This window comes from Vibrio sp. THAF64 (genome assembly GCF_009363455.1).
GTDB classification, from domain to species: domain Bacteria; phylum Pseudomonadota; class Gammaproteobacteria; order Enterobacterales; family Vibrionaceae; genus Vibrio; species Vibrio coralliilyticus.
This window is the reverse complement of record NZ_CP045356.1, coordinates 705,148-727,363: the sequence shown is the minus strand read 5'-3', so window position 1 is coordinate 727,363 and position 22,216 is coordinate 705,148. Positions and strand designations below refer to the sequence as shown.

Annotated in this window: 18 protein-coding genes; 16 read left to right on the top strand and 2 right to left on the bottom strand. The window is 44.0% G+C overall.

Features of this window, described 5'->3' with window-relative positions:
• Positions 1 to 15: 15 nt before the first annotated feature.
• Complete coding sequence (locus tag FIU99_RS19875) at positions 16 to 1,344, bottom strand: anaerobic C4-dicarboxylate transporter (protein ID WP_006960406.1); 1,329 nt, start codon at positions 1,342 to 1,344, stop codon at positions 16 to 18.
• Positions 1,345 to 1,763: 419 nt separating this feature from the next.
• Here FIU99_RS19875 and FIU99_RS19870 point away from each other — a divergent pair, with 419 nt between their 5' ends.
• The 12 genes from FIU99_RS19870 to FIU99_RS19815 all read left to right on the top strand — a co-directional run bounded on the left by FIU99_RS19870 (position 1,764) and on the right by FIU99_RS19815 (position 14,500).
• Positions 1,764 to 2,228: a low molecular weight protein-tyrosine-phosphatase gene (locus tag FIU99_RS19870; protein ID WP_006960407.1), complete on the top strand. Its 465-nt coding sequence runs from the start codon at positions 1,764 to 1,766 to the stop codon at positions 2,226 to 2,228.
• A gap of 210 nt (positions 2,229 to 2,438) precedes the next feature.
• Positions 2,439 to 3,557, top strand: coding sequence for a non-hydrolyzing UDP-N-acetylglucosamine 2-epimerase (gene wecB / locus FIU99_RS19865; protein ID WP_006960408.1), 1,119 nt, complete (start codon positions 2,439 to 2,441; stop codon positions 3,555 to 3,557).
• Positions 3,558 to 3,574: 17 nt separating this feature from the next.
• Entirely contained in the window at positions 3,575 to 4,816 is a 1,242-nt protein-coding gene (gene vpsB / locus FIU99_RS19860; RefSeq protein ID WP_006960409.1) for a UDP-N-acetyl-D-mannosamine dehydrogenase VpsB, read from the top strand.
• A 65-nt stretch (positions 4,817 to 4,881) separates the two neighbouring features.
• Positions 4,882 to 6,015, top strand: a complete 1,134-nt coding sequence (locus tag FIU99_RS19855) for a VpsD family glycosyltransferase (RefSeq protein WP_006960410.1) — start codon at positions 4,882 to 4,884, stop codon at positions 6,013 to 6,015.
• Positions 6,012 to 7,442: an oligosaccharide flippase family protein gene (locus tag FIU99_RS19850; protein ID WP_006960411.1), complete on the top strand. Its 1,431-nt coding sequence runs from the start codon at positions 6,012 to 6,014 to the stop codon at positions 7,440 to 7,442. The genes FIU99_RS19855 and FIU99_RS19850 overlap by 4 nt, the downstream gene beginning before the upstream one ends.
• Positions 7,432 to 8,676, top strand: a complete 1,245-nt coding sequence (locus FIU99_RS19845; protein WP_006960412.1) for a VpsF family polysaccharide biosynthesis protein — start codon at positions 7,432 to 7,434, stop codon at positions 8,674 to 8,676. The genes FIU99_RS19850 and FIU99_RS19845 overlap by 11 nt, the downstream gene beginning before the upstream one ends.
• Positions 8,669 to 9,169, top strand: a complete 501-nt coding sequence (locus FIU99_RS19840) for a serine O-acetyltransferase (protein WP_006960413.1) — start codon at positions 8,669 to 8,671, stop codon at positions 9,167 to 9,169. The genes FIU99_RS19845 and FIU99_RS19840 overlap by 8 nt, the downstream gene beginning before the upstream one ends.
• Before the next feature lie 11 nt (positions 9,170 to 9,180).
• On the top strand, positions 9,181 to 10,509 hold the full coding sequence (locus FIU99_RS19835; RefSeq protein WP_039951912.1) for a phenylacetate--CoA ligase family protein: 1,329 nt from the start codon (positions 9,181 to 9,183) through the stop codon (positions 10,507 to 10,509).
• Positions 10,485 to 11,594: a glycosyltransferase family 4 protein gene (locus FIU99_RS19830; protein ID WP_006960415.1), complete on the top strand. Its 1,110-nt coding sequence runs from the start codon at positions 10,485 to 10,487 to the stop codon at positions 11,592 to 11,594. The genes FIU99_RS19835 and FIU99_RS19830 overlap by 25 nt, the downstream gene beginning before the upstream one ends.
• Positions 11,591 to 12,757 carry a hypothetical protein gene (locus tag FIU99_RS19825; protein WP_006960416.1) on the top strand — a complete coding sequence of 389 codons (1,167 nt, stop codon included), beginning with the start codon at positions 11,591 to 11,593 and terminating at the stop codon, positions 12,755 to 12,757. Before FIU99_RS19830 ends, FIU99_RS19825 begins: the two co-directional genes overlap by 4 nt.
• Entirely contained in the window at positions 12,754 to 13,485 is a 732-nt protein-coding gene (locus tag FIU99_RS19820; protein ID WP_006960417.1) for a WecB/TagA/CpsF family glycosyltransferase, read from the top strand. Before FIU99_RS19825 ends, FIU99_RS19820 begins: the two co-directional genes overlap by 4 nt.
• Positions 13,486 to 13,681: 196 nt before the next feature.
• Entirely contained in the window at positions 13,682 to 14,500 is an 819-nt protein-coding gene (locus FIU99_RS19815) for a hypothetical protein (protein ID WP_006960418.1), read from the top strand.
• Positions 14,501 to 14,717: 217 nt separating this feature from the next.
• On the opposite strand, the gene FIU99_RS19810 is transcribed toward FIU99_RS19815, so the two are convergent.
• Positions 14,718 to 15,932, bottom strand: a complete 1,215-nt coding sequence (locus FIU99_RS19810) for a glycosyl hydrolase family 28-related protein (protein WP_006960419.1) — start codon at positions 15,930 to 15,932, stop codon at positions 14,718 to 14,720.
• 269 nt (positions 15,933 to 16,201) lie between these two features.
• Between FIU99_RS19810 and FIU99_RS19805 the strand changes: the two genes are divergently transcribed.
• From FIU99_RS19805 to FIU99_RS19790, 4 genes are all read left to right on the top strand, one after another.
• Entirely contained in the window at positions 16,202 to 19,051 is a 2,850-nt protein-coding gene (locus FIU99_RS19805; RefSeq protein WP_006960420.1) for a beta-prism lectin domain-containing protein, read from the top strand.
• A 237-nt stretch (positions 19,052 to 19,288) separates the two neighbouring features.
• Positions 19,289 to 20,284 (top strand): trypsin-like serine protease, encoded by a 996-nt coding sequence (locus FIU99_RS19800; protein ID WP_006960421.1) that lies wholly within the window; start codon positions 19,289 to 19,291, stop codon positions 20,282 to 20,284.
• Positions 20,285 to 20,351: 67 nt separating this feature from the next.
• Complete coding sequence (locus FIU99_RS19795) at positions 20,352 to 21,341, top strand: trypsin-like serine protease (RefSeq protein ID WP_006960422.1); 990 nt, start codon at positions 20,352 to 20,354, stop codon at positions 21,339 to 21,341.
• A gap of 177 nt (positions 21,342 to 21,518) precedes the next feature.
• The gene (locus FIU99_RS19790; RefSeq protein ID WP_031342955.1) at positions 21,519 to 22,187 is read left to right on the top strand and encodes a LuxR C-terminal-related transcriptional regulator; all 669 of its coding nucleotides are present in this window, start codon (positions 21,519 to 21,521) and stop codon (positions 22,185 to 22,187) included.
• Positions 22,188 to 22,216 lie beyond the last annotated feature (29 nt).

Below are 22,216 nucleotides of genomic sequence, written 5' to 3'. Positions count from 1 at the left end.
TTTTATCTCATGCTTTTAACCGATAACAACCTGGCCTAGCACGTATCCTAGGCAACATGCCCCAATCACACCTATCAAGCCGACAGACATAAATGAGTGGTTGAAATACCACTTACCGATTTTAGTTGTACCGGAAGTATCAAAGTTTACCGTGGCGATATCTGAAGGGTAATTTGGGATGAAGAAATAGCCGTAAACGGCAGGCATCAAACCAATCAATAGGGCAGGATCTAAGCCGAGCCCTAGACCGACAGGGAGCATCATACGAGCAGTCGCTGCTTGAGAATTGACCACAACAGAGACGATGAACAGTGCCAGAGCGAATGTCCAAGGGTAGCTGGTCACCATTTCGACGATACCTGAACGGAATTGAGGCATGGCATATTTAAAGTATGTGTCGGACATCCATGCAATACCAAAGATGGCAATAGCTGCGACCATACCAGACTTAAATACCACGCCGTTGGGGACATCGCGGGGGTCGGTTTTGGTTGCCAGCAAGATTACACCACCAAAACACAGCATCATCATCTGGATAATGACGGACATTTTTATTGGCTTATCGCCCTCAACAACGGTGCGTATTTCCGGCACCATCGCGATAATGACAATGGTTATGATGGAGGCAAGGAAGATCAGCACTGCGTTGCGAGCAGATGCAGGTAGCACTTCGTCGAGAGAAGTGGCTGTTGTGCTCTCGATACGCTTGCGCCATTCGGGATCTTTGAGTCTCGCCTGATACTCCGGGTCATCATCCAGTTCCTTTCCTCGTTTTAGGCTATACAGGGACATCAGCAGAGTGCCAAACAGCGTTGCGGGAACTGTCACCATCAGGATGGACAGTAAGGTGATGTCATGTTGAATATCGGCAAGCTGAGCGAGGTAGTAGACCACAGCCGCCGATATAGGTGACGCGGTAATCGCTATCTGAGAAGCCACTGAAGAAGCAGCCATGGGTCGCTCAGGACGAATACCATTTTTCAACGCCACATCCCCAATGATAGGCATGATCGAATAGACAGCATGACCAGTACCTAAGAGAAAAGTCATTGAGTAAGTGACGAAAGGGGCGATGAGTGTCACGCGTTTGGGATTTTTGCGCAGAAGTCTCTCTGCCACTTGCAGCATATACTTCAGGCCACCAGCAGCTTCCAAGATAGAGGCACAGGTTACCACCGCAAGGATTATCAACATGACCGTCACAGGTGGCGATGTTGGTGGCATCTTAAAGATGAAGACCTCGATCACCAACCCAATTCCTGATACGACACCTAAACCGATACCACCATAGCGTGAACCGATATAGAGCATTAACAGCAGGAAGAGAAACTCAAAATACAACATAGAGTAATTCCTTAAAATTATTGTGGATAATGACATTGTCAGAAGCTGACGGATAATTTCTTCGCTGATGGTCACACAATACAGATGAGCAAAAATGGAAAGTGCTTTCTAAGACGTTGCTCACAGGGATATCAATGCAACTTACTGACGGTTAACAATAATTTCACATAATTGGAACGCTATAGATAAGTAGCGGCTAAGTTGTAATGTGCTTTTGGAAAGTCGTTCTTCTTAGTAGAAGAATGGATTTGCATACAAGTGTGGCGGATTATAATTGGAATAATAACTCAAATATTGTTTAGCAATTATTTTATATACTCAAAATTGAGACAACTTAGATTACATCAATAAGATAACCTATAGCCGATTTATAGTTTGGGAAAAATATATATAAAATTTGGTTAGTCGCTATGGAAAGTATGCCTTCGATCCTTATTGTTTGTATGGGTAATATATGCCGATCACCACTTGCTGAAGCTGTTCTGAAAACAAAAGCACAGCAGCGTGGCTTAGTACTCAATATTGCCAGTGCTGGAACTATTCGAGATCAGGTTGGCAACTCGCCAGACAGACAGGTTCAATCATTAGCGAGCCAGCACGGTTATGACCTGAATGGTTTGACTGCAACACAAGTGACGAAAAATGATTTTTCTAACTATGACATGGTGTTAGCAGCAGATAAGGCAAACTTGGCTGCGTTATATGACCTCTGCCCTAGGGAGTACAGAAACAAACTTGCGTTGTTTCTTTCGTATTCCGATGTTGATGAAAAAGAAATCCCCGACCCATATAAAGGGAGTCAAGTTCGTCACCAGAAGGCCTTTGAGCTGATTGAACAGGGAAGTGATGGTGTACTTAATTATATTACGTCAATAGCGGCATAAATTTAATTTTTCCAGTTATTAAAAATGAGACACACCAGAAGAACTGTTTATTAATTGATATTGAGTCTTTCTTATATATAAGACTCATTTTTTATCTTTGTATTTATTTTCCTATTGTCTTGCCGGGCTCAGGTTCGGTTGGGTAAGTATTATTTGAATTTTTATCGATAGCGATAAATGACTCTTGGCTTAATTCAGGGAACAAGTGTTGTGAAAAAGGTTTTGATTACGTTTGGTACGCGACCAGAAGCAATAAAAATGGCGCCTTTGGTTCATCAAATGAAAAGTGATTCTCGATTTGAAACCAAAGTATGTGTAACTGGGCAGCACAGAGAAATGCTGCATCAGGTATTAGAGCTTTTCCACGTCGAACCGGACTATGACCTCGATATTATGGAACCGGGTCAAACACTGACAACGGTGACAACCAAGATTTTAACTGGGATGGAAGAGGTTCTTAGCGAATTTAAACCTGATGTTGTTTTGGTTCACGGTGACACGGCAACAACTCTGGGTGCGACGCTCGCCTCGTATTACCAGCAAATTCAGGTTGGCCATGTTGAAGCTGGTCTTCGAACTGGAAACATCTACTCTCCATGGCCTGAAGAAGGGAACCGAAAACTTACAGGTTGCCTAACGAAATTCCATTTCGCGCCCACAAAAACCTCTTTACAGAATCTGGTTGATGAAAACGTGCCTGCCACGGATGTTCATGTGACGGGTAACACGGTTATCGATGCGCTGTTCATGATTCGCGACAAGATTGAAAACGATTCAGATCTTAGAGCAACACTAGACAGTGTGTTCCCAATGCTTGAGTCCGACAAGAAACTGATTCTGGTGACTGGTCATAGAAGAGAGAGCTTTGGTGGCGGCTTTGAGCGTATCTGTCAGGCGCTGTCTGATACGGCATTGCGTCATCCAGATTGCCAGATCTTGTATCCGGTTCATCTAAACCCGAACGTACAAGAACCAGTCAATCGCTTGCTCAAAAACATTCCAAACATCCATTTAGTGGAGCCTCAACAGTATCTGCCATTTGTTTATCTGATGAATAAGGCTCACATCATATTGACGGACTCTGGCGGTATACAGGAAGAGGCTCCATCTCTCGGTAAACCCGTTTTGGTTATGCGAGATACCACCGAAAGACCTGAAGCTGTGGAAGCAGGAACGGTCAAACTGGTAGGTACGGACAGCGATTTGATTTGTCGCGAGCTCACTCAGCTTTTGACTGATCAAACAGCCTATGAATCCATGAGTCAGGCCCACAACCCGTATGGTGATGGGCAGGCTTGTCAAAGAATTGCAGATATTTTAGCGCTTTAAAGATTAAGGAACACACAATGTTTAACAAGGTTTCAGTTGTAGGCTTAGGCTATATCGGCTTACCAACAGCTGCGGTTATTGCTTCACGCGGAATTGAAGTTATCGGTATTGATGTCAATCAGCATGCGGTGGACACCATCAATCAAGGTGAGATTCATATCGTTGAACCGGATTTGGATATCGTTGTTCGCAGTGCGGTAATGACAGGTAAACTAAAGGCAACAACCGTTCCTGAAGCAGCCGATGCGTTTATGGTTGCGGTTCCAACACCATTTAAAGGTGACAACCACGAGCCTGATTTGAGTTACATAGAAAGTGCCGCAAAGGCAATTGCACCAGTGCTTGAAAAAGGCAACTTAGTGGTTTTGGAAAGTACGTCACCAGTGGGTGCTACTGAGAAAATGGCTGGCTGGTTAGCGGAAGCTCGCCCTGACCTGACGTTCCCACAGCAAAGCGGAGATGCTGCTGATGTTAAAGTTGCACATTGCCCTGAACGTGTTTTGCCGGGTTATGTTCTACAGGAACTGGTGAGCAACGATCGCGTGATTGGCGGCATGAGCGATGCCTGTAACAAGCGTGCAGTTGAACTATACCAAACCTTTGTGCGCGGAGAATGTATTCTTACGAATTCTCGTACGGCGGAAATGGCTAAACTGACTGAAAACTCATTCCGTGATGTGAACATTGCTTTCGCCAATGAACTGTCCCTTATTTGTGAAAAGTTGAAGATCAATGTTTGGGAATTGATCAAGCTTTCTAATCGCCATCCACGCGTAAATATTCTTAATCCAGGACCTGGTGTCGGTGGACACTGTATCGCTGTTGACCCATGGTTCATCGTCAACAGCTGCCCAGATGAAGCAAAAGTAATTGCAATGGCTCGTGAAGTTAACGATGGCAAGCCTCTTTGGGTGATTGATCAGGTTAAACAAGCTGCAGATGAATTTAAAAAGCCAGTGATCGCGTGTTTAGGCTTGGCGTTTAAAGCCGACATTGATGACCTGCGTGAGAGCCCTGCGCTGGACATTACCACTCAGCTTGCCAATGAAAATGTTGGGCAGGTGATTGCTGTCGAGCCTAACATTTCTTCGCTGCCGGAAAACCTCGTTAAAGCGGGAGTTGAATTTATGGATCTGGAGCGTGCTCTTGAAGTAGCGAATGTGGTTGTGGTCCTTGTCGATCATAAGCAGTTTAAAGCCGCAGACAAACTCGCTTTCAGTAAGAAAGTGGTCATTGATACAAGAGGTGTTCTGGCGTGATATGAATCAGAGAGTGAAGCGGCTCAGTCATTCACTCTCTGAGCCTTCTCGCTAAAGGTTCGATGATGAAAAAAGTCCTACTAGTGATGCCATTGAGTACCCTTAAATGGGGAAGTGATAACGCCGGTGGCGTTGACTCCGTCTGCCAGCAAATAGTTCAGTCACTTGAGCTCAGCGCGCCTAAAGGTTTTGAGTATGAAATTCTGGCGATCAAAGTGGGTTCGTCGCAACAAGAGTTAAACAAAAGAATTCAACTCAATGAGCGAACTCATATCACTTTCATACCCAAGAAAGGGAAAGTATTTGGACTACCTGTGCCAGGGTTTGTTTTTCAGAACGTTAAGCTAAGTGAGCTTGCTCGTCGCTTTCAACCGGATGTGATTCATAGCCATCTACCGAGCCTTCCACTACTGCCAAGTCGTAAAGCCAGTTCAGTAATTACACTGCACTCATTAGGAAAGGTAGGTCGAAAAAGTCGCAGTTGGCTCAATAACTTAATTTTTGAAACTTTACTGCCTGCTTTCAGTTTGCGCTCTGCTGATCGATTAACTTGCGTGGGTGATATCTTGCTTGATGCGCTACCAAATAGGATGCATGAGAAGGCGTACAAAGTGGGTAATCCGGTTAATGATGTCTACTTTAAGCAAACAAAACGAACAACGTCAGACGCATTGCGCTTGGTGACCTGTTCTTTAATTACACCTCGCAAACAAGTCGATCAGATCATTAGGCTGCTGGCTCGGTTAGCGAATACTGTTAACGTTGATCTAAAAATCATTGGCCCTGTAGATGAGAGCTACGCGAGAGAGCTTAACACTCTTGCTGAAGAGTTAGGCGTCGCAGAAAAAATAGTTTGGCTTGGCCCGATGAATGTTGAGCAGATCAAACAAATGTATGCAGACTCTGATGTCGGAGTATTTCTTTCCCGTGAGGAAACGTTTGGACTTGCGCCATTGGAAAAACTTGCCTCTGGCCTGCCTGTGATCGCGACCGAAGTGGGTATCTTGCAGGAAGAACGAGCCTATTTCCGTGCTGCTGGGGTGCACTACACATCGGCCGACGGATCCGACGAGGAAACTGACAACGTTTTGCAGTTTTTGCACAACCTACCTGTGGTGGATACCGAATCCTTGAAAGCGAAGTTTTCATCACGTGCAGTGGTCGATGAATATCAAAAGCTCTACGGAGAGTTGTTGTGATTAAAAAGCTGCTCACTTATGCTCCTGTTCAGCTCTTTTCTGCTCTAAGCCTATTTACACTTATTGCAGTACAGACTCGCTTTCTTTTGCCGCAAGAGTACGGCTTTCTCGCTGTCTTGATGGTGATTGTAGAAGCGTCACGTTCAGTATTAGTTCAGTGGATCAATAACTGCCTTATTCGCTTCTATCCGAGTGCGGAGCAGGATCGGCAAAAGCAGATCAGCGCGACAGTTGTTCGTTGGTTGATTGGCAATATTCTCTTCTCTTTCTTTGTCATTGGTGTTTTGGTCGCGTTATTGACTGAGTTTGAATGGCGCGTCTTTTTCGCGGTTTACGCCTTTTTTGTCGCTAAAGCTCTTTATCTGTTTTCGATTGAGTATGCGCGTGTGAACCAAAAGTCCGGCCACTACCGCCGGTCTGTAATGACTCAAGCAGTCCTGTCGATACTCACAACCGTGTTATTCCTATCATTTTTTCCCGCTTTAGAAATGGCGTTGCTGTCTTTAGTCGTGAGCTATTCGATAGGATCTGCGATGTGTGTTGGTGCTGGAGCGTGGCATCGAAAAGTGACGCCTGAAACTGCGCTTAAAAAAGAGCTGTTCTCCTACGGCGCACCGCTTATGTTGTCTGGCCTGCTGGGCATACTGGCAGCGAGAAGTGATCGTCTTTTTATTGCCAATCTCACTGGGCTTGAACAAGCAGGGCAGTATGCCGCGATTGCGAATCTATTGTTCGGCATTATGGCGTTGGTTTTTATGGCTATTGCTCTACCGCTTTATCCAGAACTCACCAAGCTTACCGAAGACAGAACACGCCTAATTGCAAAGCACAAGATGTATAGCGGATTACTGTTTGCACTCAGCTTGCCCGCGACTACTGGTCTGTGTTTGCTAGCTCCGGCACTAGTGGGTATTTTCCTTGGTGACGCCTACGCAGATATCGACCTAACAACGTTTTATTTGGTCGCCGCTGCCGCTTTACTGTTTAACTTACGTGCGCATTTCTTTGATCATGGTTTGCAGTTCACCCTACAAACCAAGTACGTGCCTTTGATTATGGCGACTGTTTTATTCGTTCAAGTGCTGGCAGCTTTTGCTCTTATTCCTCAACTTGGCGCGCAGGGAGCAGCAATCGGCATTCTATTGGCCATGTTTGTTGGCCTGTTGCTAACCGCCTTTGTTGGTTGGAAGGCTGGATATCGATACCCGGCTCCTCAATCTGCGCTAAAAACAGTTACCGCATCAGGTGTGATGGCGTTAGCGATTCTTGTTGTCCAGCCATTCCTTGGGCAAATTAACGATGTCTTGGCTCTAATTGTCTCGATTAGTATTGCTTTAGTCGTATATGGCTTAGCGCATTTGCTGTTGAACAGCTTTGAGGTTCGCTCATCTCTACTCAAGCTAAGGAGTAGACAACGTGCTGTCTAAGATCTATTTATTGCCTTTTATCGCAATTACATCTGCGATTCTTCTTGGCGGTTACATGTTAGAAGATCTTGGGGTGCCGTACGTATCTCAAGGGGGATCACCGCTGTTTAAGATCCATTTGTACTCTTATCTGGTTTTGATGGGGTTTGGGTTGGTTTTTCTGTTTGATGGGGTGAAAGGAATTTCTCAACGGTTAGGCAGCTATTACCGTTTTTGGCTGATTGCTTTGGCATGTAATGTTTTCGTGATCCTATATGGTTTTGCCATTCATGGTTCTTCAGGGATGGCCTATTTGGTCAATACGTTTTTAGCACCAGTTTTGATCGTGCCGTTACTGGCTTACCTTAGTGATAATCAAAAATCGTTTCTGCTCAAACTGATTGCCTATCTAATATTACTTAACTCGCTTGTGGCTGTGATGGAATACATGCTCCATTTTCGTCTGGTCAAGGTTGAGTTCCAGGAGTTTTCATTCTTTCGCTCAACGGCATTTCTTACTCACCCTCTTAACAATGCGTTGATCACGGTCAGCATTGCGCTACTCATCGCCAACAAAACCAAGCTACCAAGTTTTGTGTATATGTTGATCGTTGCGTTAGCGTTATTCGCGTTTGGTGGTAGAGCTGCGTTAGCCATCTTTATTTGTGCGGTATCCGTGTCTTTTGCTCCCATGCAGTGGAAAGCCATCACGCAGGGCATCCCTGACAATAAACAAAAAATCGCATTATTCATGCTGATTGGATATTTCGCTTTCTGGGCTGGTGCGTACCTGCTTGTTGAGTCTGGAATTACGGAACGAATTGCATCAAAACTCTATATTGATGGCAGTGCGTCAGCACGATTAAACGTGTTTTACCTCATTGATCAACTTAGCCTTCGTGAATGGTTGCTGGGTGCAAGCCATCGTTTGATGGAATCCATTGAGCTTTATATTGGCATCAATGTAATCGAAAACTATCTCATTGGCTGGATATTCACCTTTGGACTCGTAGGAACTATTCCCTTGTTCTTAGTGGTTTATGTACCACTTACTTATTTTGCGATGACAGGAAACCTTATTGAAAGAATGAGCGTTTTCTCTTTTGCTGTAATCAGCATCACTAACAACTCTCTGACGACGAAAACACCGACCTTGCTATTGCTTTTCACCTGTTTGTACTTAAGCAAGTCATTGAGAGAAAAGTTGTCAGCTCCTCAAAATTTTCAATTAAATTCGGGTTACTCACATGCCTAATGCTATTGCCATCTATCGAATTGCTCGCTGGTTTTATCTGAAGAAAATCCCGCTGATTCCAAAGCTATTCCAGCTGTTTATTTTTATGTTCTATAACTGCCGAGTGCCCGTTAAGTGTCATATTGGTAAAGGAAGTTTTTTCGTCGTTAAAGGTATCGGCGTATCGCTGCATGACAAAACGGTAATTGGCGAGCAGTGCAGTATTGGTATTGGTTGTAAAACGGTGGGTAAAGGGCCGTTTAAAGAAGTCCCTAATGTCGGTGACCGTGTGTTTATCGGCCCAGGAGCAGTGCTGGTTGGGCCGATTGTGGTTGGTGACAACGCGATCATCGGCGCAAACAGTGTGGTGACAAAAAGCGTCCCAGAAGGTGCCATTGTTGGTGGGATTCCAGCCAAAATTATTGGATGGGTAAAAGACAACGATTATGACATCCATGACAATCGTTCTGACGTTGAAGGGACAGCCCCATTCCTTCAGGACCTCCGTGGTTAGGGGATAGTAACGTGTACACCTCGTCGATATATAAGAAATCGCCAATATTTATTCAGAACGTAATGGTGTCTTTACGAGACCTAGTGCGTGCAGCCATTCGTAGTGAAAAACGTGTCGCAGGCTTGAAGGGGCAACTTAGAGAAAACGAATACTCTCATGATGCACTCAAGATCTTTTGTGATTCGCAACTTGAAGCGGCATTGTTACGCGCAAAAAGCACTGCTGCTTACGGAACACATCAACAGCTAGACCAGTTTGCGTTTATTGACAAACAAGATGTCAAAGCCTCACCGGACGCTTTTCTCAACACACAGCTCAACCCTAAAGTGACAGTGAAGGGCAGTACTAGTGGCACAACAGGTACGCCTCTATCGATCCCACAAGACCTCAATTCGGTGCTTAGGGAGCAGGCGTTTGTCTCTCGTCATTTAGAGTGGGCTGGCTACCAAAAAGGCGACAAGCGAGCGTGGATTCGCGGTGATGTAGTCGTGCCACTATCTCAGAAAGTTGGCCCTTATTGGCGCTATTCAGTTTTTGAAAACATGATTCTAATGTCGTCGTTTCATCTGACAGCGGATGCGATTCCGGGTTATCTGACAGCAATGGAAGACTACGGTGTCGATATTATTCAAGCGTACCCATCCTCAATCGCTACGCTAGCCAAGTTCCTAGAAAGCAAGGACTTGTATTACCGAGGCAAATTGAAATCGATCGTGACCTCCTCAGAATCTCTCTCACAAGAAGATCGAGAAGTAATTGAGAAACGTTTTCAGTGCAAGGTGTTTGATTGGTATGGGCTGTTTGAGCGTGTCGCAGCGATTGGTAGTTGTGAACATGGCAATTATCACCTTATTTCTGATTATTCGCATGTTGAATTTCTAGATAGTGGTGATGGCAAGCACGAGATTGTTGGCACGAACTACAACAATGCACTTTATCCCCTCGTACGCTACCGCACTGGGGATCACGTTGTTTTGGCAACTGAACAACGTTGCCCATGTGGAAGAACATACCCTGTTATTGAGAAAATCGAAGGACGCGTTGGTGATTTTCTGCTCGGTGAAGATGGTCAGAAAATCCATATTCTTAACCACATACCAAAAGGTATAGAAGGTTTAATAAGCTGCCAGTTTGTTCAAGAAAAAGCAGAATCAATCAAAGTATTAGTTGTCGTTGACCAAGCCAAGTTTACGACGCAGCAGGAACAGCAACTCATCGCCAACACTAACGAGCGTGTAGGACAAAGCATTACAGTCGATGTTCACAGAGTAGATGCATTACCGAGAACGAAAAATGGCAAGGTGCGTCAGGCCGTATGCAGCGTGGAGAGCAAATTTTGAAAAAGACCATCAATCTGACCATTGCAACTGATATCAAAGGGCAGGGCGGAATTGCAACTGTATTGGGCGTTTACCAACAGTCCGGTTTCCTTGCTGACAATGCGGTAAGGCTGATTGCAACTCACTCTACCAACAATCGACTTGGTCGCGTTGGAGCATTACTGCTTTACATTAGCGCGTTAGTTAAAGTCTTGTTCTATTTTGCGTTTTATCGTGTCGGGTTAGCACATATTCATGTTGCCTCAAGAGGAAGCTATTTGCGGAAATCAGTGCTTGTGAGGTTGATTAAAGCACTGGGTGGCAACGTGATATTGCATTTGCATGGCGCTGAGTTTCGCGATTTCTATGCGAACGAGTGTGATGAGAATAGAAAGAAGCACATTCGTGACACATTCGAAATGTCGGATGTGGTTATTGTGCTCTCCTCTCAGTGGATCGATTGGGCAAGAGCGACTTTTCATCGCTCAGAGCACTTCCAGTTGGTCTATAACGCTGTGCCATCACTTGAGCTTGAAGCATCGTCTACATCTTCTTCAACCATCAGCTTTCTAGGAAGAGTGGGTGAGCGTAAGGGCGTTCATGACCTGCTCAAGGCCATGGTTAGAGTCAAACGACACTGCCCTGACGCTAAGCTTATGATCGGAGGTGACGGTGACGTTGAAAAGTACCGTGCGATGGCAAGGGATTTAGGGCTTGAATCCCATGTGGAGTTTTTGGGTTGGGTTTCTGGTCAACGCAAGCTCGACGTACTGAGACAGACTCAAATCTATTGCCTGCCTAGCTATAACGAAGGGTTTCCAATGGGTGTATTGGAAGCGATGTCGGCTGGTATTGCCGTGGTGTCCACTTTCGCTGGTGGTATTCCTGATGCGATATCTCATGGCAAGGAGGGCACTCTCGTAGAAGCTGGGGACTCAGAGGCCTTGGCTGATGCGCTTATTGAACTATTGATTAATCAAGATATGAATCAAAATTATACCCAAAACGCAAAACAAAAATTTGATGAACACTTTTCTGTGCAAGCAATTATTCCTCAAGTGCAACGTATTTATGATGCCGTGCTTCTCCAAAGGAGCCGCGCATGATTACTGATATTCGTTGCTCACTTTTAGACGATGCCACTCACAATGATTTTGCCGGTTTTGATCCGTTTGATGGATTAAATGCTCGCCTTTTCGATATTTTCCCACGGTTGCGTAATTCGCTATTCGGCCTCGCATGGATTCAGATTTTCAAGCGCTCGAGTATTAATATGCGTCACCTTCTTGGGGTACCAAAGAAGCGCAATCCCAAAGGCGTTGCTTTGTTTATTTCAGGGATGTTAGAGCAATACCAGACCACTCATGAAACTCACTTACTTGAAGAAGCCCAGAAATTGGCTGACTGGTTGTTGGAGCATCAGTGCTGCTCGAAAACTTGGGGTGCTTCTTGCTGGGGGTATCATTTTGATTGGAAAGCCCGGGCATTTTTTGTACCCAAGGGTAAACCCAACGTCATATCAACCATCTACGTAAGCAGAGCTTTGTTCGACCTTGGAAAGCTGACCAACAACCAACGCTATGTTGATGCAGCATGTTCCAGTGCAGAGTTTATTGTTGAGCATTTATACACAGAAGATCAGCAACGACAATTTTTTGCTTATATCCCAGGGGAAAAAGCATTCGTCCATAACGCAAGTTTATGGGCCGCTGCCTGGGTTGGATTTGTTGGTTCTGAGACAGACAACGCGAAATATCAAGAACTTGCTAGAACTGTGGCTTGGCAAAGTATCAATGAGCAGTCACCTGATGGCAGTTGGGTATATGGTGCACGCAGCCACCACCAGTTCATTGATGGTTTTCATACAGGTTATAACCTTGAAGCGTTATACGAACTCAAACATTCGCTGCAAACCGACGAGTTTGACGAGTCGATTGATCATGGGTTGGTTTACTACAAAGAGCATCTTTTTGAAGAAGATGGTACGGCTAAGTACTACAACAATAACCGCTACCCTCTTGATCCGCATTCAGTAGCCCAAGCTGTGATCACCTTAATTAAGGTCGGTGGAGAGCAAGACGATTTAGACATGGCAGGTAAAGTACTCAATTGGTCTGTCAAAGAGCTTTATCTTTCAGATAAAAAACAATTTGTTTATCAAAAGACCGCACGCACAACTAACGCAATTAACTATGTGCGTTGGACTCAAGCTTGGATGTACCTGTCCATGAGTATTTATTTAAAGAATCAGAAAGGAGAAAAGTCATGAGTCGAGTGACATTCTTGGGAAGCCCAATGGACACAATGACCATGGCTCAAACCGTAGAGTCAATAAAAGATCGTATTGAATCCGGAGAGTTTACTCAACACGTGGTTGTGAATGTTGCCAAACTGGTAAACATGAAAAAAGATCACGAGCTGGCAAGATCTGTGACTGAATGTGACATCATCAATATTGATGGTATGGGTGTCGTGTGGGGTGCAAGGTTTCTTGGTCATCAGATCCCTGAGCGAGTCGCGGGTGTCGATCTGTTTCATCATCTCAATGCTATGGCTGAGGCTGAGGCGTTTCCTGTATTTTTCCTAGGAGCAAAACAAGAAGTTGTAGAGAAAACGGCGCAAGTCATGAAAGCCAATCACCCCAACCTCAATATAGCTGGATATCACCATGGCTATTTTTGGGATGATGAAGAAGCTTTAGTAAACAAAATCAAGGAGTCAGGCGCAAAATTACTATTTGTAGCTATTACATCGCCAAAAAAAGAAAACTTCATTAATAAATGGCGGGATGAGTTGGGCGTGGACTTTGTTATGGGAGTAGGAGGTACATTTGATGTGGTTGCGGGTAAGGTTAACCGCGCTCCGATTTGGATGCAAAATGCTGGATTAGAGTGGTTATATCGAGTTATTCAGGAACCAAGAAGAATGTGGAAGCGCTATTTGGTGACTAACTCAAAGTTTGCTCTTTTATTACTGAAAGAACGACTTGGCAAATAATCAATCCTGTCTATATAATTCTTAATGTGACTTTTGTCACTAAAGTAATGTAACAACTGAAAACATTTTCTTTGATTAATAAGTTTAATTATTACCCAAGGTGTTATTGGTTTTTTGTTTGAATGCAAAACACTCAGTTGTTACGCTTTGTTCTGCCGTACTAATCAAATCTATTTATTAACATTTTGGTGTGAAAATGAAAAAACTAATTATCGCTCTACTTTCGGGTAGTATAGCGCTGAGCACTTCTTTGTCTGTATTTGCTGTTGAGAATCAAATTGCGAACGAAGAATTTCTTCTTGATGCACAAATTCAACTTTCTAAAAATCAGGTACCGACAGAAGGTGGGTATTTGTCTGCAAGTATTGATTTAACAAATATTGGTGATGGAGATGCCAGCCTTAAATATTGGGTATCTGTAAAAGGTCCCAAAGGTATTGTATTTCCTGCTAAGTCAGTTGTTGGTGTTAATAGTTCTGAATTTGACAGTGAAAATATTGAAGAAGGGTCTGCACTACATATCGAACGTGGTATTTGGGTACGCGAGTATATGGATGATGGTTTATATCAAGTAGCTGTCGAAGGTGTTAACGTTGAAACGGGTAAAACTTTCTCTAAATCAGAGACGTTTGCCAAGGGCGTAAGTATTGAACAGCCAGCGGCTATCGATGGCCTGATACTAGAAGCATTTGCTGTTAACGACACGATTTTCCCTAGTGAAGGTGGTTATCTGATTCTCGACCTGCAAGCTCATAATACCAGAGATCAATCTGCCAACATTGAGTTCTGGGTAACTGCTGTTGGTCCAGACGGCTTGGCAATTCCTGTTCACGCTCGTGTACTTAAATCGGTACCAGCTCTGGAGGAACTTAGTATTATTCGTGGCTTCACTCTGGACGCTAGCTACCCGGATGGCGAATATACTATCGTACCGCAACTATATGATGTAGATAGTGGCAAACGTGTTGAAGGTGCAATTAAAGTTTATAAAGGTGAACGTGCCGTTACTGACTAAATCTTTCGTATATCCATCATTTCATATTCTGTAGCAGGTATCTTCCTGCTACTTTCTTCATCCATCCCTTCTAAATACCTACATTAGTTTAAGTACTTCCCCATGTAATATTCTCAATATTTTTAAATTCATGTATTTTCATAGCAGGTGCCTCTAATTAAACTCACGAATTAAAGTACGCTTCCACTTGTCACGTGAAGTATCAAACGTTAGAGAGCTAGTTTCCATCGACCTTTAGCGTTTTGGTATTTTCTTCTATTTTTATTTTTTCGGATGACGTATCAATAGAAAGAAAATCGCATCCTGACTCCCCGTCGTACTCGTTACCAACAATATTTACGTTTTCAAATGAGTAGCCACTTTTCTGACTATAAGTTCGAATGATCTTTTTATATTTCTGCTCATTTGTTCCTTCACAGGTAATGTTGGAGAAACGATTATGTGAGACGGAAATATTTTCCACTGACTTTGTCGGTGACTCGTTCGCGGAAAAACTTTGTAGCCTGATCCCCATCGTACTATCGGATACATCGTTATTATGAAACTCAACATTACCCCAGTGTACTGGCTGTTCAGCACGTGTATTGGGGTACACATTCATGACGTAACCGGTGATATTGTCGAATTTATTGTCTTTCACCGAGACATCCGTGTAATAGCTGACTTCTAATGCCGCGCTACTAATATCTTTGAAAGTATTGTGAAGAACAAGAGCACCCTGAACTTGGTGTCGGCTTGAAAGCTTTAGAGTACATCCCTGAAATAGATTGTATTCGAAAGCGATGTTTTGTGTGCCGGGTGCACTAGAGCCCTGAGTCGCCTGCGTGGTGGTGACTTGGCTGCAGTTGCGAAATGTGTTGGCGAACAATGTCGCATCTTGCGAAAGAGACTCCCCTTGATTCGGTCCGGTTGTGACTCTTAATGCCGCGTCACCAAAATTCTCAAACGTATTGTTCGATAGATGGGAGCCAGACGTACTGGCGAGATAAACGCCTTGCTCGCCCCAAACCTGTTTGATGTCACCATTATTTAGACCGATAAAGTGAAGACCACTTATGAATATGTTCTGAGTTTCTTTTATATAAAGTAGGTATTCACCAATAAAATCAGCGCACTTACGCAATACCGCTCCTTGGCTACCAATTAGGGAGATTTGCTTGGTGTTGGTTAAGTACAGCGTTTGACACACATCATATGTGCCTTCAGGGATGACGAGAATGTCCCCAGGGTTTAGAGAAGAGAGGGCGCTCTGAATTGCCTGGCTATCGTCTTGGGAATCGTTACCAATGGCACCAAACTGATCCAGTCTGTACACCTTGTCCTGAGATAACGTGGGCAGAGCAAAAAGAGCGATAATGACGAACAAAGGTATTTTCATAATAAACTGACCTAGCTTGGGCATCGGTACGTTTTCTCGAATTATGGCTGCCATTCTATACGCCGCTGGATATTGAGATAAAAGTTTTTATCTTTTGTCTGTTAAATGAAGCGGTATCCCAATTTAAATGTCTCGTTTCTAAGATGTCTCATTATTGAGGCGTGATATTCTCGCCTAATTGTTGAACAGACCAAATTCCATACAGATAATTTGCGCGAATCAATCCTAACCGCTTATTTCTGGATTAAGCAACGTAACAGAAGAATTACGCCAGTCTTGAGCAATACATTAATTTGGCAACAAATCAGCAAAGGGTGTTCTTAATGGAACGTAAATTATTAGCAGTGGTATTTGGCTCACTTGCATTAGCCAACATCAGCTTGCCTGCCCATGCATCCGAACCTATGGGATGTATTATCAGTCAGCAGTCAGGGGAGAAGTATTGCCTTAAAGCGGGAGAGCGCTCAGGTTATTCACTTCCAAATTGGATCTATGCGCACCCGGTCGATGTTCTCGCTCCGAGTGGTGTTTCTGTTATGTTGAGTGACTGGGATAACTTGTCATACAACAGACTAGCCGTTTTTGACTCTTATACGTCAAACGAACAACTTAAAAATGTGAAAGCGTATAACGGTCGTTACTTAGACTTTTCTAAGCCTCGTTCGATGCGTGTATTGGCGTCGGAGCAATACCCAGAAGCATGTATTGTCAGCCTAGAGAATGATGAACGTTACTGTCTAAAAGAAGGACAACGTTCAGGTTACTCGTTACCTGAGTACATTAAAGGTCATGAAGTTGAAGTCCGTGCTCCAGAGGGGCTTGGGGTGATGCTAAGTGATTGGGACAACCTATCTTACAATCGCCTAGCGGTATTTGGTGGTTACAAGTCTAATGCTCAGCTAGAGTCAGTTAAAGCGTACAACGGTGAAATCCTTGATTTCTCAAACCCACGCTCTATGCGAGTTTTGGCTTACACTGAGCCAGATAAGAAAATCGAGACTGAGCTGAAATGGTCTTGGCAGGGTAGCAGCTTTAAACCCGAGTCTGATCAGGTAATGGTAACGCCAGTTACCGCTCAGCTTAATGACGACAACGGTGATGGTCGAATCGATAACCAAGACGTCGCAGATGTGATTGTTGTAACGTTTGAAGGCCGCAATTATTCAAGCGGTGGTCTTGTTCGAGCACTAAGTGGTGTGGATGGTTCCGAGCTATGGAGCTACGACAATGGCGGTGTTATTGCAGATGCTCGCTACAGTCCTGCTGTTGCCGATCTTGATCATGACGGTGTGGTGGAAATTGTCACGACCAGTACAGGCAGTGACTTCATCAAGGTGCTAGATAATCACGGTAATGTGAAGAAGCAGATTGCGACTATTGAGTCTGGCTGGAGAACAGTCGGTGACATCGCATTAGCAGACTTGGATGGCGATGGTGATATTGAAATTCTGTCTGCGGATGGCGTCTACGATTATCAATCTGGTCAGCTAGTGTTTAGCCATACTTGGTCTCCAGCATCAATCAGTGGTGATTTTGACGGTGACAACCGCCAGGAAGTGTTTGCTGATGGTACTTTATTCCAAAGCTCTGGAGCTGTTGATTGGCAGTACAGCGCAGCTGATAAAGTATGGTTCTCTTCATTGGTCAACCTAGATTCAGATAAGAACCCTGAGTTGGTCGTCTCTGTTCCGGCAAGTTACTCGTCGGCTCAGAACAGCTCACTTGCAGTGTTGGAGCATGATGGTTCAACTAAATGGGAAATCACTAACGAGAACAACCCAGGTGGCGGCGTTCAAGCTGTTTCAAGTTTCCTAGCTGCGTACAGTGAGTCAGTGACTCAGCAATCGGAAGTTTTTGGTTACGAGAAAGGCAATGTGGAGTCGGCACAAGTCGGTAATGACAGCCTGCTCTATGTCCGTTCTGGTGCTGCAATCGATGCGATTGGTACGGATGCCCATAACACGATTGGTGGTAATGGCGGAGCACTTCGTGATCCTATCGATCTTTCAAATGTTACGGCAATTGACGTCACATACGGCAAGTACTTCTGGGGTGGTCGCCATCTCCTGGCAATGGAATTCTCTCTGAAGAATGGTTCATCAGTCATGGTGGGATCTAAAAACTATGGCTACCATCTGCAAACCAAGCGCTTTGTTCTTCCTGAAGGTGAGAGCGTTACGGGCGTTAACGTTTGGTCGCAAGGTTGGCTGGTTGAAGGCGTACAGTTTGAAACGGCAACGACAGCAGGTACAGACAGCATCGGTATTGTTTACGCAGGTTATAAAGCCGTTGATATGTACAATGCTAAAGGCGAGTTAGTTTGGTCTGTTGAAAACGACGATATTGGTAGCGGTAAGATTGGTGTCTCTGCGTACGACTTTGATGCTGATGGTATCGACGAAGTGCTTGTACAGGATCATTTCAAAGTACGAATCCTTGACGGTCAAACTGGTAAAGAGTTAGCTGTTATCGATAACTCAACCGGAACTTTGTGGGAATACCCAATCGTTGTTGATCTAGAGGGTGATAACAATGCTGAAATGATCGTGGTCGCAAACAACTACGACGGTAAGTACAGCATCAACAAGGGCGTGTATGTGTATCAGTCTGCTCAGGATGACAAACCATGGACTAACGCGACGCGCATCTGGAACCAACACTCGTTCAACCTAACGAATATTACACAGGCGGGACAAATTCCTGAAACGTATCAGCCAAGCTGGCTAAGTCACAACACTTACCGCTCGAGCACGCTACGCGCAGGTAAAACGGAGTTTTCTCCTATCTTTGGTTACCCGAATGGTGATGTACAAAAAGCGGAAGTGACAGCGAGCAACTTGCTTTACGTACGTTCCGGCTTAGCGATTGATGCAGTAGGTACAGAGCTTAATGCGCTAATTGGCGGTAACGGAGGCGCGCTACGTAGCCCTGTTGATTTGAGCCAAGTAGAGAGCATCGAAGTCAGCTCGGGCCACTACTACTGGGGTGGTAACCATATCGTTGCGTTGAAGTTTAAGTTCAAGAATGGTTCTTCAGTCATGTTGGGATCTAAAGGCTACGCTTCGCCAATCAAAGTCGAAACTTTCGATATCCCTCAAGGTAAGCAGATCAAAGCAATCAATGCTTGGACTGCGGGTTGGTTAGTCGACGCGATTCAGTTCGAACTGAACTAATTGCCACTTAAGCTAGTACATATAATGCCAGTCAGATTCTCTGACTGGCATTTTTTATCCTCATTTTGTCGAAAGTAGCTCGACATATCAGTTTCTATAGTAGATATGAGTCTTAACCAAGTTAACACTTTGGGTCAAAAGATAGCCCGAACGCATGAAATCTCTCGACGTAAGTAATTTCTGATATGTACTATCAGACCTGATATTAATGATAATAATTCGCATGGAAAATTTTGTATGAGAAAGCTATCCATACTTTTACCGTTTGCATTGTTTGCCAGTGGTTATGCTCAAAGTGCCGAGATTTCGCCCTATATAGTGAACGGTAGTTACGCTAACGTAACGACATACCCCTCGATAATAAGCTTGTTTAAAGATCGTATTGATTATGACAACAAGTATTATGTCGGAAGTTACTGTGGCGGGACGTTACTAAATGATCAGTATGTTTTAACTGCTGCGCATTGTATTTATGGTGACGAAGAAAAGCAGTTGTTTACCTCCGCCGTACCAAAGCTTCAAAACGAGTCAGATTTTCCATATAGCGTCATTGAACGTGTGATGGTAAATGAGATTTACTATAAAAGTACCTATAACGATTCGACTTTAACCGATGATATTGCGATTTTGAAGCTTGCAACCCCTATGCAAACATCAAGTTCAGCAGACTACGTAGTTAGAGTTAGTACTGGTGATGATACTACATATAGAAGTACCTCTGAGACCTTTCACGCGGTCGGGCACGGGAATACAGAACCTGGAGCGGACAATAATGATAATCTGCTATTCACTCAACTCCAATATGTAGCCAACTCATCTTGTAATGTTTACACAGGTGTTGATACCAGTGCTAACCTTTGCATGGGGTGGCCAACACCAAGTAGCAATGGTCTCGATAATGCTACTTGTCAAGGAGACTCGGGAGGCCCGCTATACTGGTTGGATGGCAGTACCTACAAGCAAGCCGGTATTACAAGCTTTGGTCCTGCAAGTGGGTGTGGAAATCCTGCAGTTGAACCTAACTCAGTGTTTACTGAGGTTTTAGATCACGAAGCATGGATAGTCTCTGTGCTTAGCGGCTCGGAAACGCCTGTTCGGACTATTAGTGACTCAGATCGAACTAGTTATTTAAATTCAACGAACTCTTCTGGAGGCGGTGGCGGCGGTTCACTTGGCTATCTGTCTTTTCTATTGATAAGCGCCGCCTTATTTAGAAGGAAATTAACAAGTTAGAATCTAAACCGTTTGCCCTTTCGTAAGCTAAACTTAATGTTGACGGATGCGAAAGGGAGACGGGAAAATGAAAAATCCAATTTGGTTCCTTAGCCTAATACTGGTTAGCTCCCGATTGCTGGCTGTCGACGTATCGCCTTATATCGTGAATGGCAGCAACGCGAATATCGTCAATTACCCATCTTTTGCCAGCCTTTTTTACCGCAACGGAAATACTTACAGTACCTCGAGTTATTGCGGCGCGACTATGATTAACAGCCAATACGCGTTGACCGCGGCTCACTGTATTTATGGTAATGAAAGTACCATGTTATATACGGTTGTCGTCCCCCAGTTAGAAGATGAAACGAATTTTTTATCTACTCAACAAGCAAAAGCAGAAGAGTTTTATTATCCGGATGACTACATTGATTCAGGCTCTGAGCTGTGGCCCAATGATATTGCGATTATAAAACTTGAATCTCCACTGTCCGTATCTGATTACACCTCTCTTCTAAATACCACTCTCAATAACAACTTTCCCAGCTCAGCAGACTACAAAGCGATTGGACATGGTCTGATAGAAGGGGGAGGAAATGGAACCCAGCTTTTGGAAACGTCGCTAGACTATATATCGCTTGCTAGCTGTCAAACGCAGTACAGTAAAGTAACCGATAAACAAATCTGTTTTGGCGGGCCTCAAATTGGCAGTTATCAAAACTCCACGTGTAATGGTGACTCAGGAGGGCCAGTCTATTGGTTCAACGGTGTTCAATACATACAAATAGGTATTACTAGTTTTGGTCCCAGCACTTGTGGAGACCCATCCTTGAATGTCACTTCTGTGTTTACCGATGTCTATGACTACATTGGTTGGATCAACAACGTCATTAATGGGCAAGTCACACCAAAGTACTATGTTACAACCGTTAACGGGAATAGGGTGTTGAATAGTAATGTGAATGGCAACTCTGTCGCAGCGACTTCGGGTGGCAGCAGTGGGGGCTCGCTGCACTATGCCGCTTTATTGATGATGATTGTAATATACTGTCGAAGAAAACTGACCTCAGCTCACTGATTTAGCCTGATGTTAGCTAAATAAAATCGTTCTCAAAAGTGAGAATTGTGCGTAAATAATTGAAAGATATCTTCTTAATGGTGTATTTAGCCAGCGAACAATGATTTGCTATGTTGACTAATTTTAACTAAACGATAGTTTTAAATTACATAATAAGTTGAGCCGGAGAGTTCGCAGATGGCAAATAAATGTACCCACGAGATAACACTTCTTTCAGATGTAAGCATGCAGTCTAGATTGTTTAAAGACTCTTTGGAGCAGGGCATTCAGTTAAACGTGTCAATTGTTCCGGTTGAAGAACTTGAAGCGTGCGAAGGTGAGACTTCCGTTCTCGGCGACTATATTCTGTTCGACTATCATTATTTGGATGATGAAAAGTTCGATTTCTATAATCAAGTTCGATCAAAAAGTTATAAGAATTCTAAAGAGATAGTCATTAATTGCCCGAAGGATGTCCCATCCACTCAACTTTTCAAATGGCGTAATTTGGTCGGTGTGTTTTATGTCGATGATGACATCTCGTTATTGCTCAAAGGCATGGAAAAGATCATGCAAGATGAGATGTGGTTATCAAGGAAAGTTGCGCAAGACTATATTGAACACTTCCGCTGTGCTAACAGCGTCACCACATCACAGGCATACGCTAATCTGACTAAACGCGAGAAAGAGATCATGCGCTTACTGGGCCATGGTGCATCCAATCTACAGATTGCAGATGAGCTGTTTGTCAGCGAAAACACGGTTAAGACACATCTACACAATATTTTTAAGAAGATAAATGCCAAGAACCGTTTGCAGGCTTTACTGTGGGCAAACAACAACATTGCGCTAGAAGAAAGAGTCTAGAAGCGTTTAAGGTAGCCATTAAAAACGGG

Excerpts from the sequence above, each read along its gene's own strand:
- FIU99_RS19875 (WP_006960406.1), bottom strand. The coding sequence starts at position 1,344 with ATGTTGTATTTTGAGTTTCTCTTCCTGCTGTTAATGCTCTATATCGGT.
- FIU99_RS19870 (WP_006960407.1), top strand. The coding sequence starts at position 1,764 with ATGCCTTCGATCCTTATTGTTTGTATGGGTAATATATGCCGATCACCA.
- vpsB (WP_006960409.1), top strand. The coding sequence starts at position 3,575 with ATGTTTAACAAGGTTTCAGTTGTAGGCTTAGGCTATATCGGCTTACCA.
- FIU99_RS19855 (WP_006960410.1), top strand. The coding sequence starts at position 4,882 with ATGAAAAAAGTCCTACTAGTGATGCCATTGAGTACCCTTAAATGGGGA.
- FIU99_RS19840 (WP_006960413.1), top strand. The coding sequence starts at position 8,669 with ATGCCTAATGCTATTGCCATCTATCGAATTGCTCGCTGGTTTTATCTG.
- FIU99_RS19830 (WP_006960415.1), top strand. The coding sequence starts at position 10,485 with ATGCAGCGTGGAGAGCAAATTTTGAAAAAGACCATCAATCTGACCATT.
- FIU99_RS19825 (WP_006960416.1), top strand. The coding sequence starts at position 11,591 with ATGATTACTGATATTCGTTGCTCACTTTTAGACGATGCCACTCACAAT.
- FIU99_RS19820 (WP_006960417.1), top strand. The coding sequence starts at position 12,754 with ATGAGTCGAGTGACATTCTTGGGAAGCCCAATGGACACAATGACCATG.
- FIU99_RS19815 (WP_006960418.1), top strand. The coding sequence starts at position 13,682 with ATGAAAAAACTAATTATCGCTCTACTTTCGGGTAGTATAGCGCTGAGC.
- FIU99_RS19810 (WP_006960419.1), bottom strand. The coding sequence starts at position 15,932 with ATGGCAGCCATAATTCGAGAAAACGTACCGATGCCCAAGCTAGGTCAG.
- FIU99_RS19805 (WP_006960420.1), top strand. The coding sequence starts at position 16,202 with ATGGAACGTAAATTATTAGCAGTGGTATTTGGCTCACTTGCATTAGCC.
- FIU99_RS19800 (WP_006960421.1), top strand. The coding sequence starts at position 19,289 with ATGAGAAAGCTATCCATACTTTTACCGTTTGCATTGTTTGCCAGTGGT.
- FIU99_RS19795 (WP_006960422.1), top strand. The coding sequence starts at position 20,352 with ATGAAAAATCCAATTTGGTTCCTTAGCCTAATACTGGTTAGCTCCCGA.
- FIU99_RS19790 (WP_031342955.1), top strand. The coding sequence starts at position 21,519 with ATGGCAAATAAATGTACCCACGAGATAACACTTCTTTCAGATGTAAGC.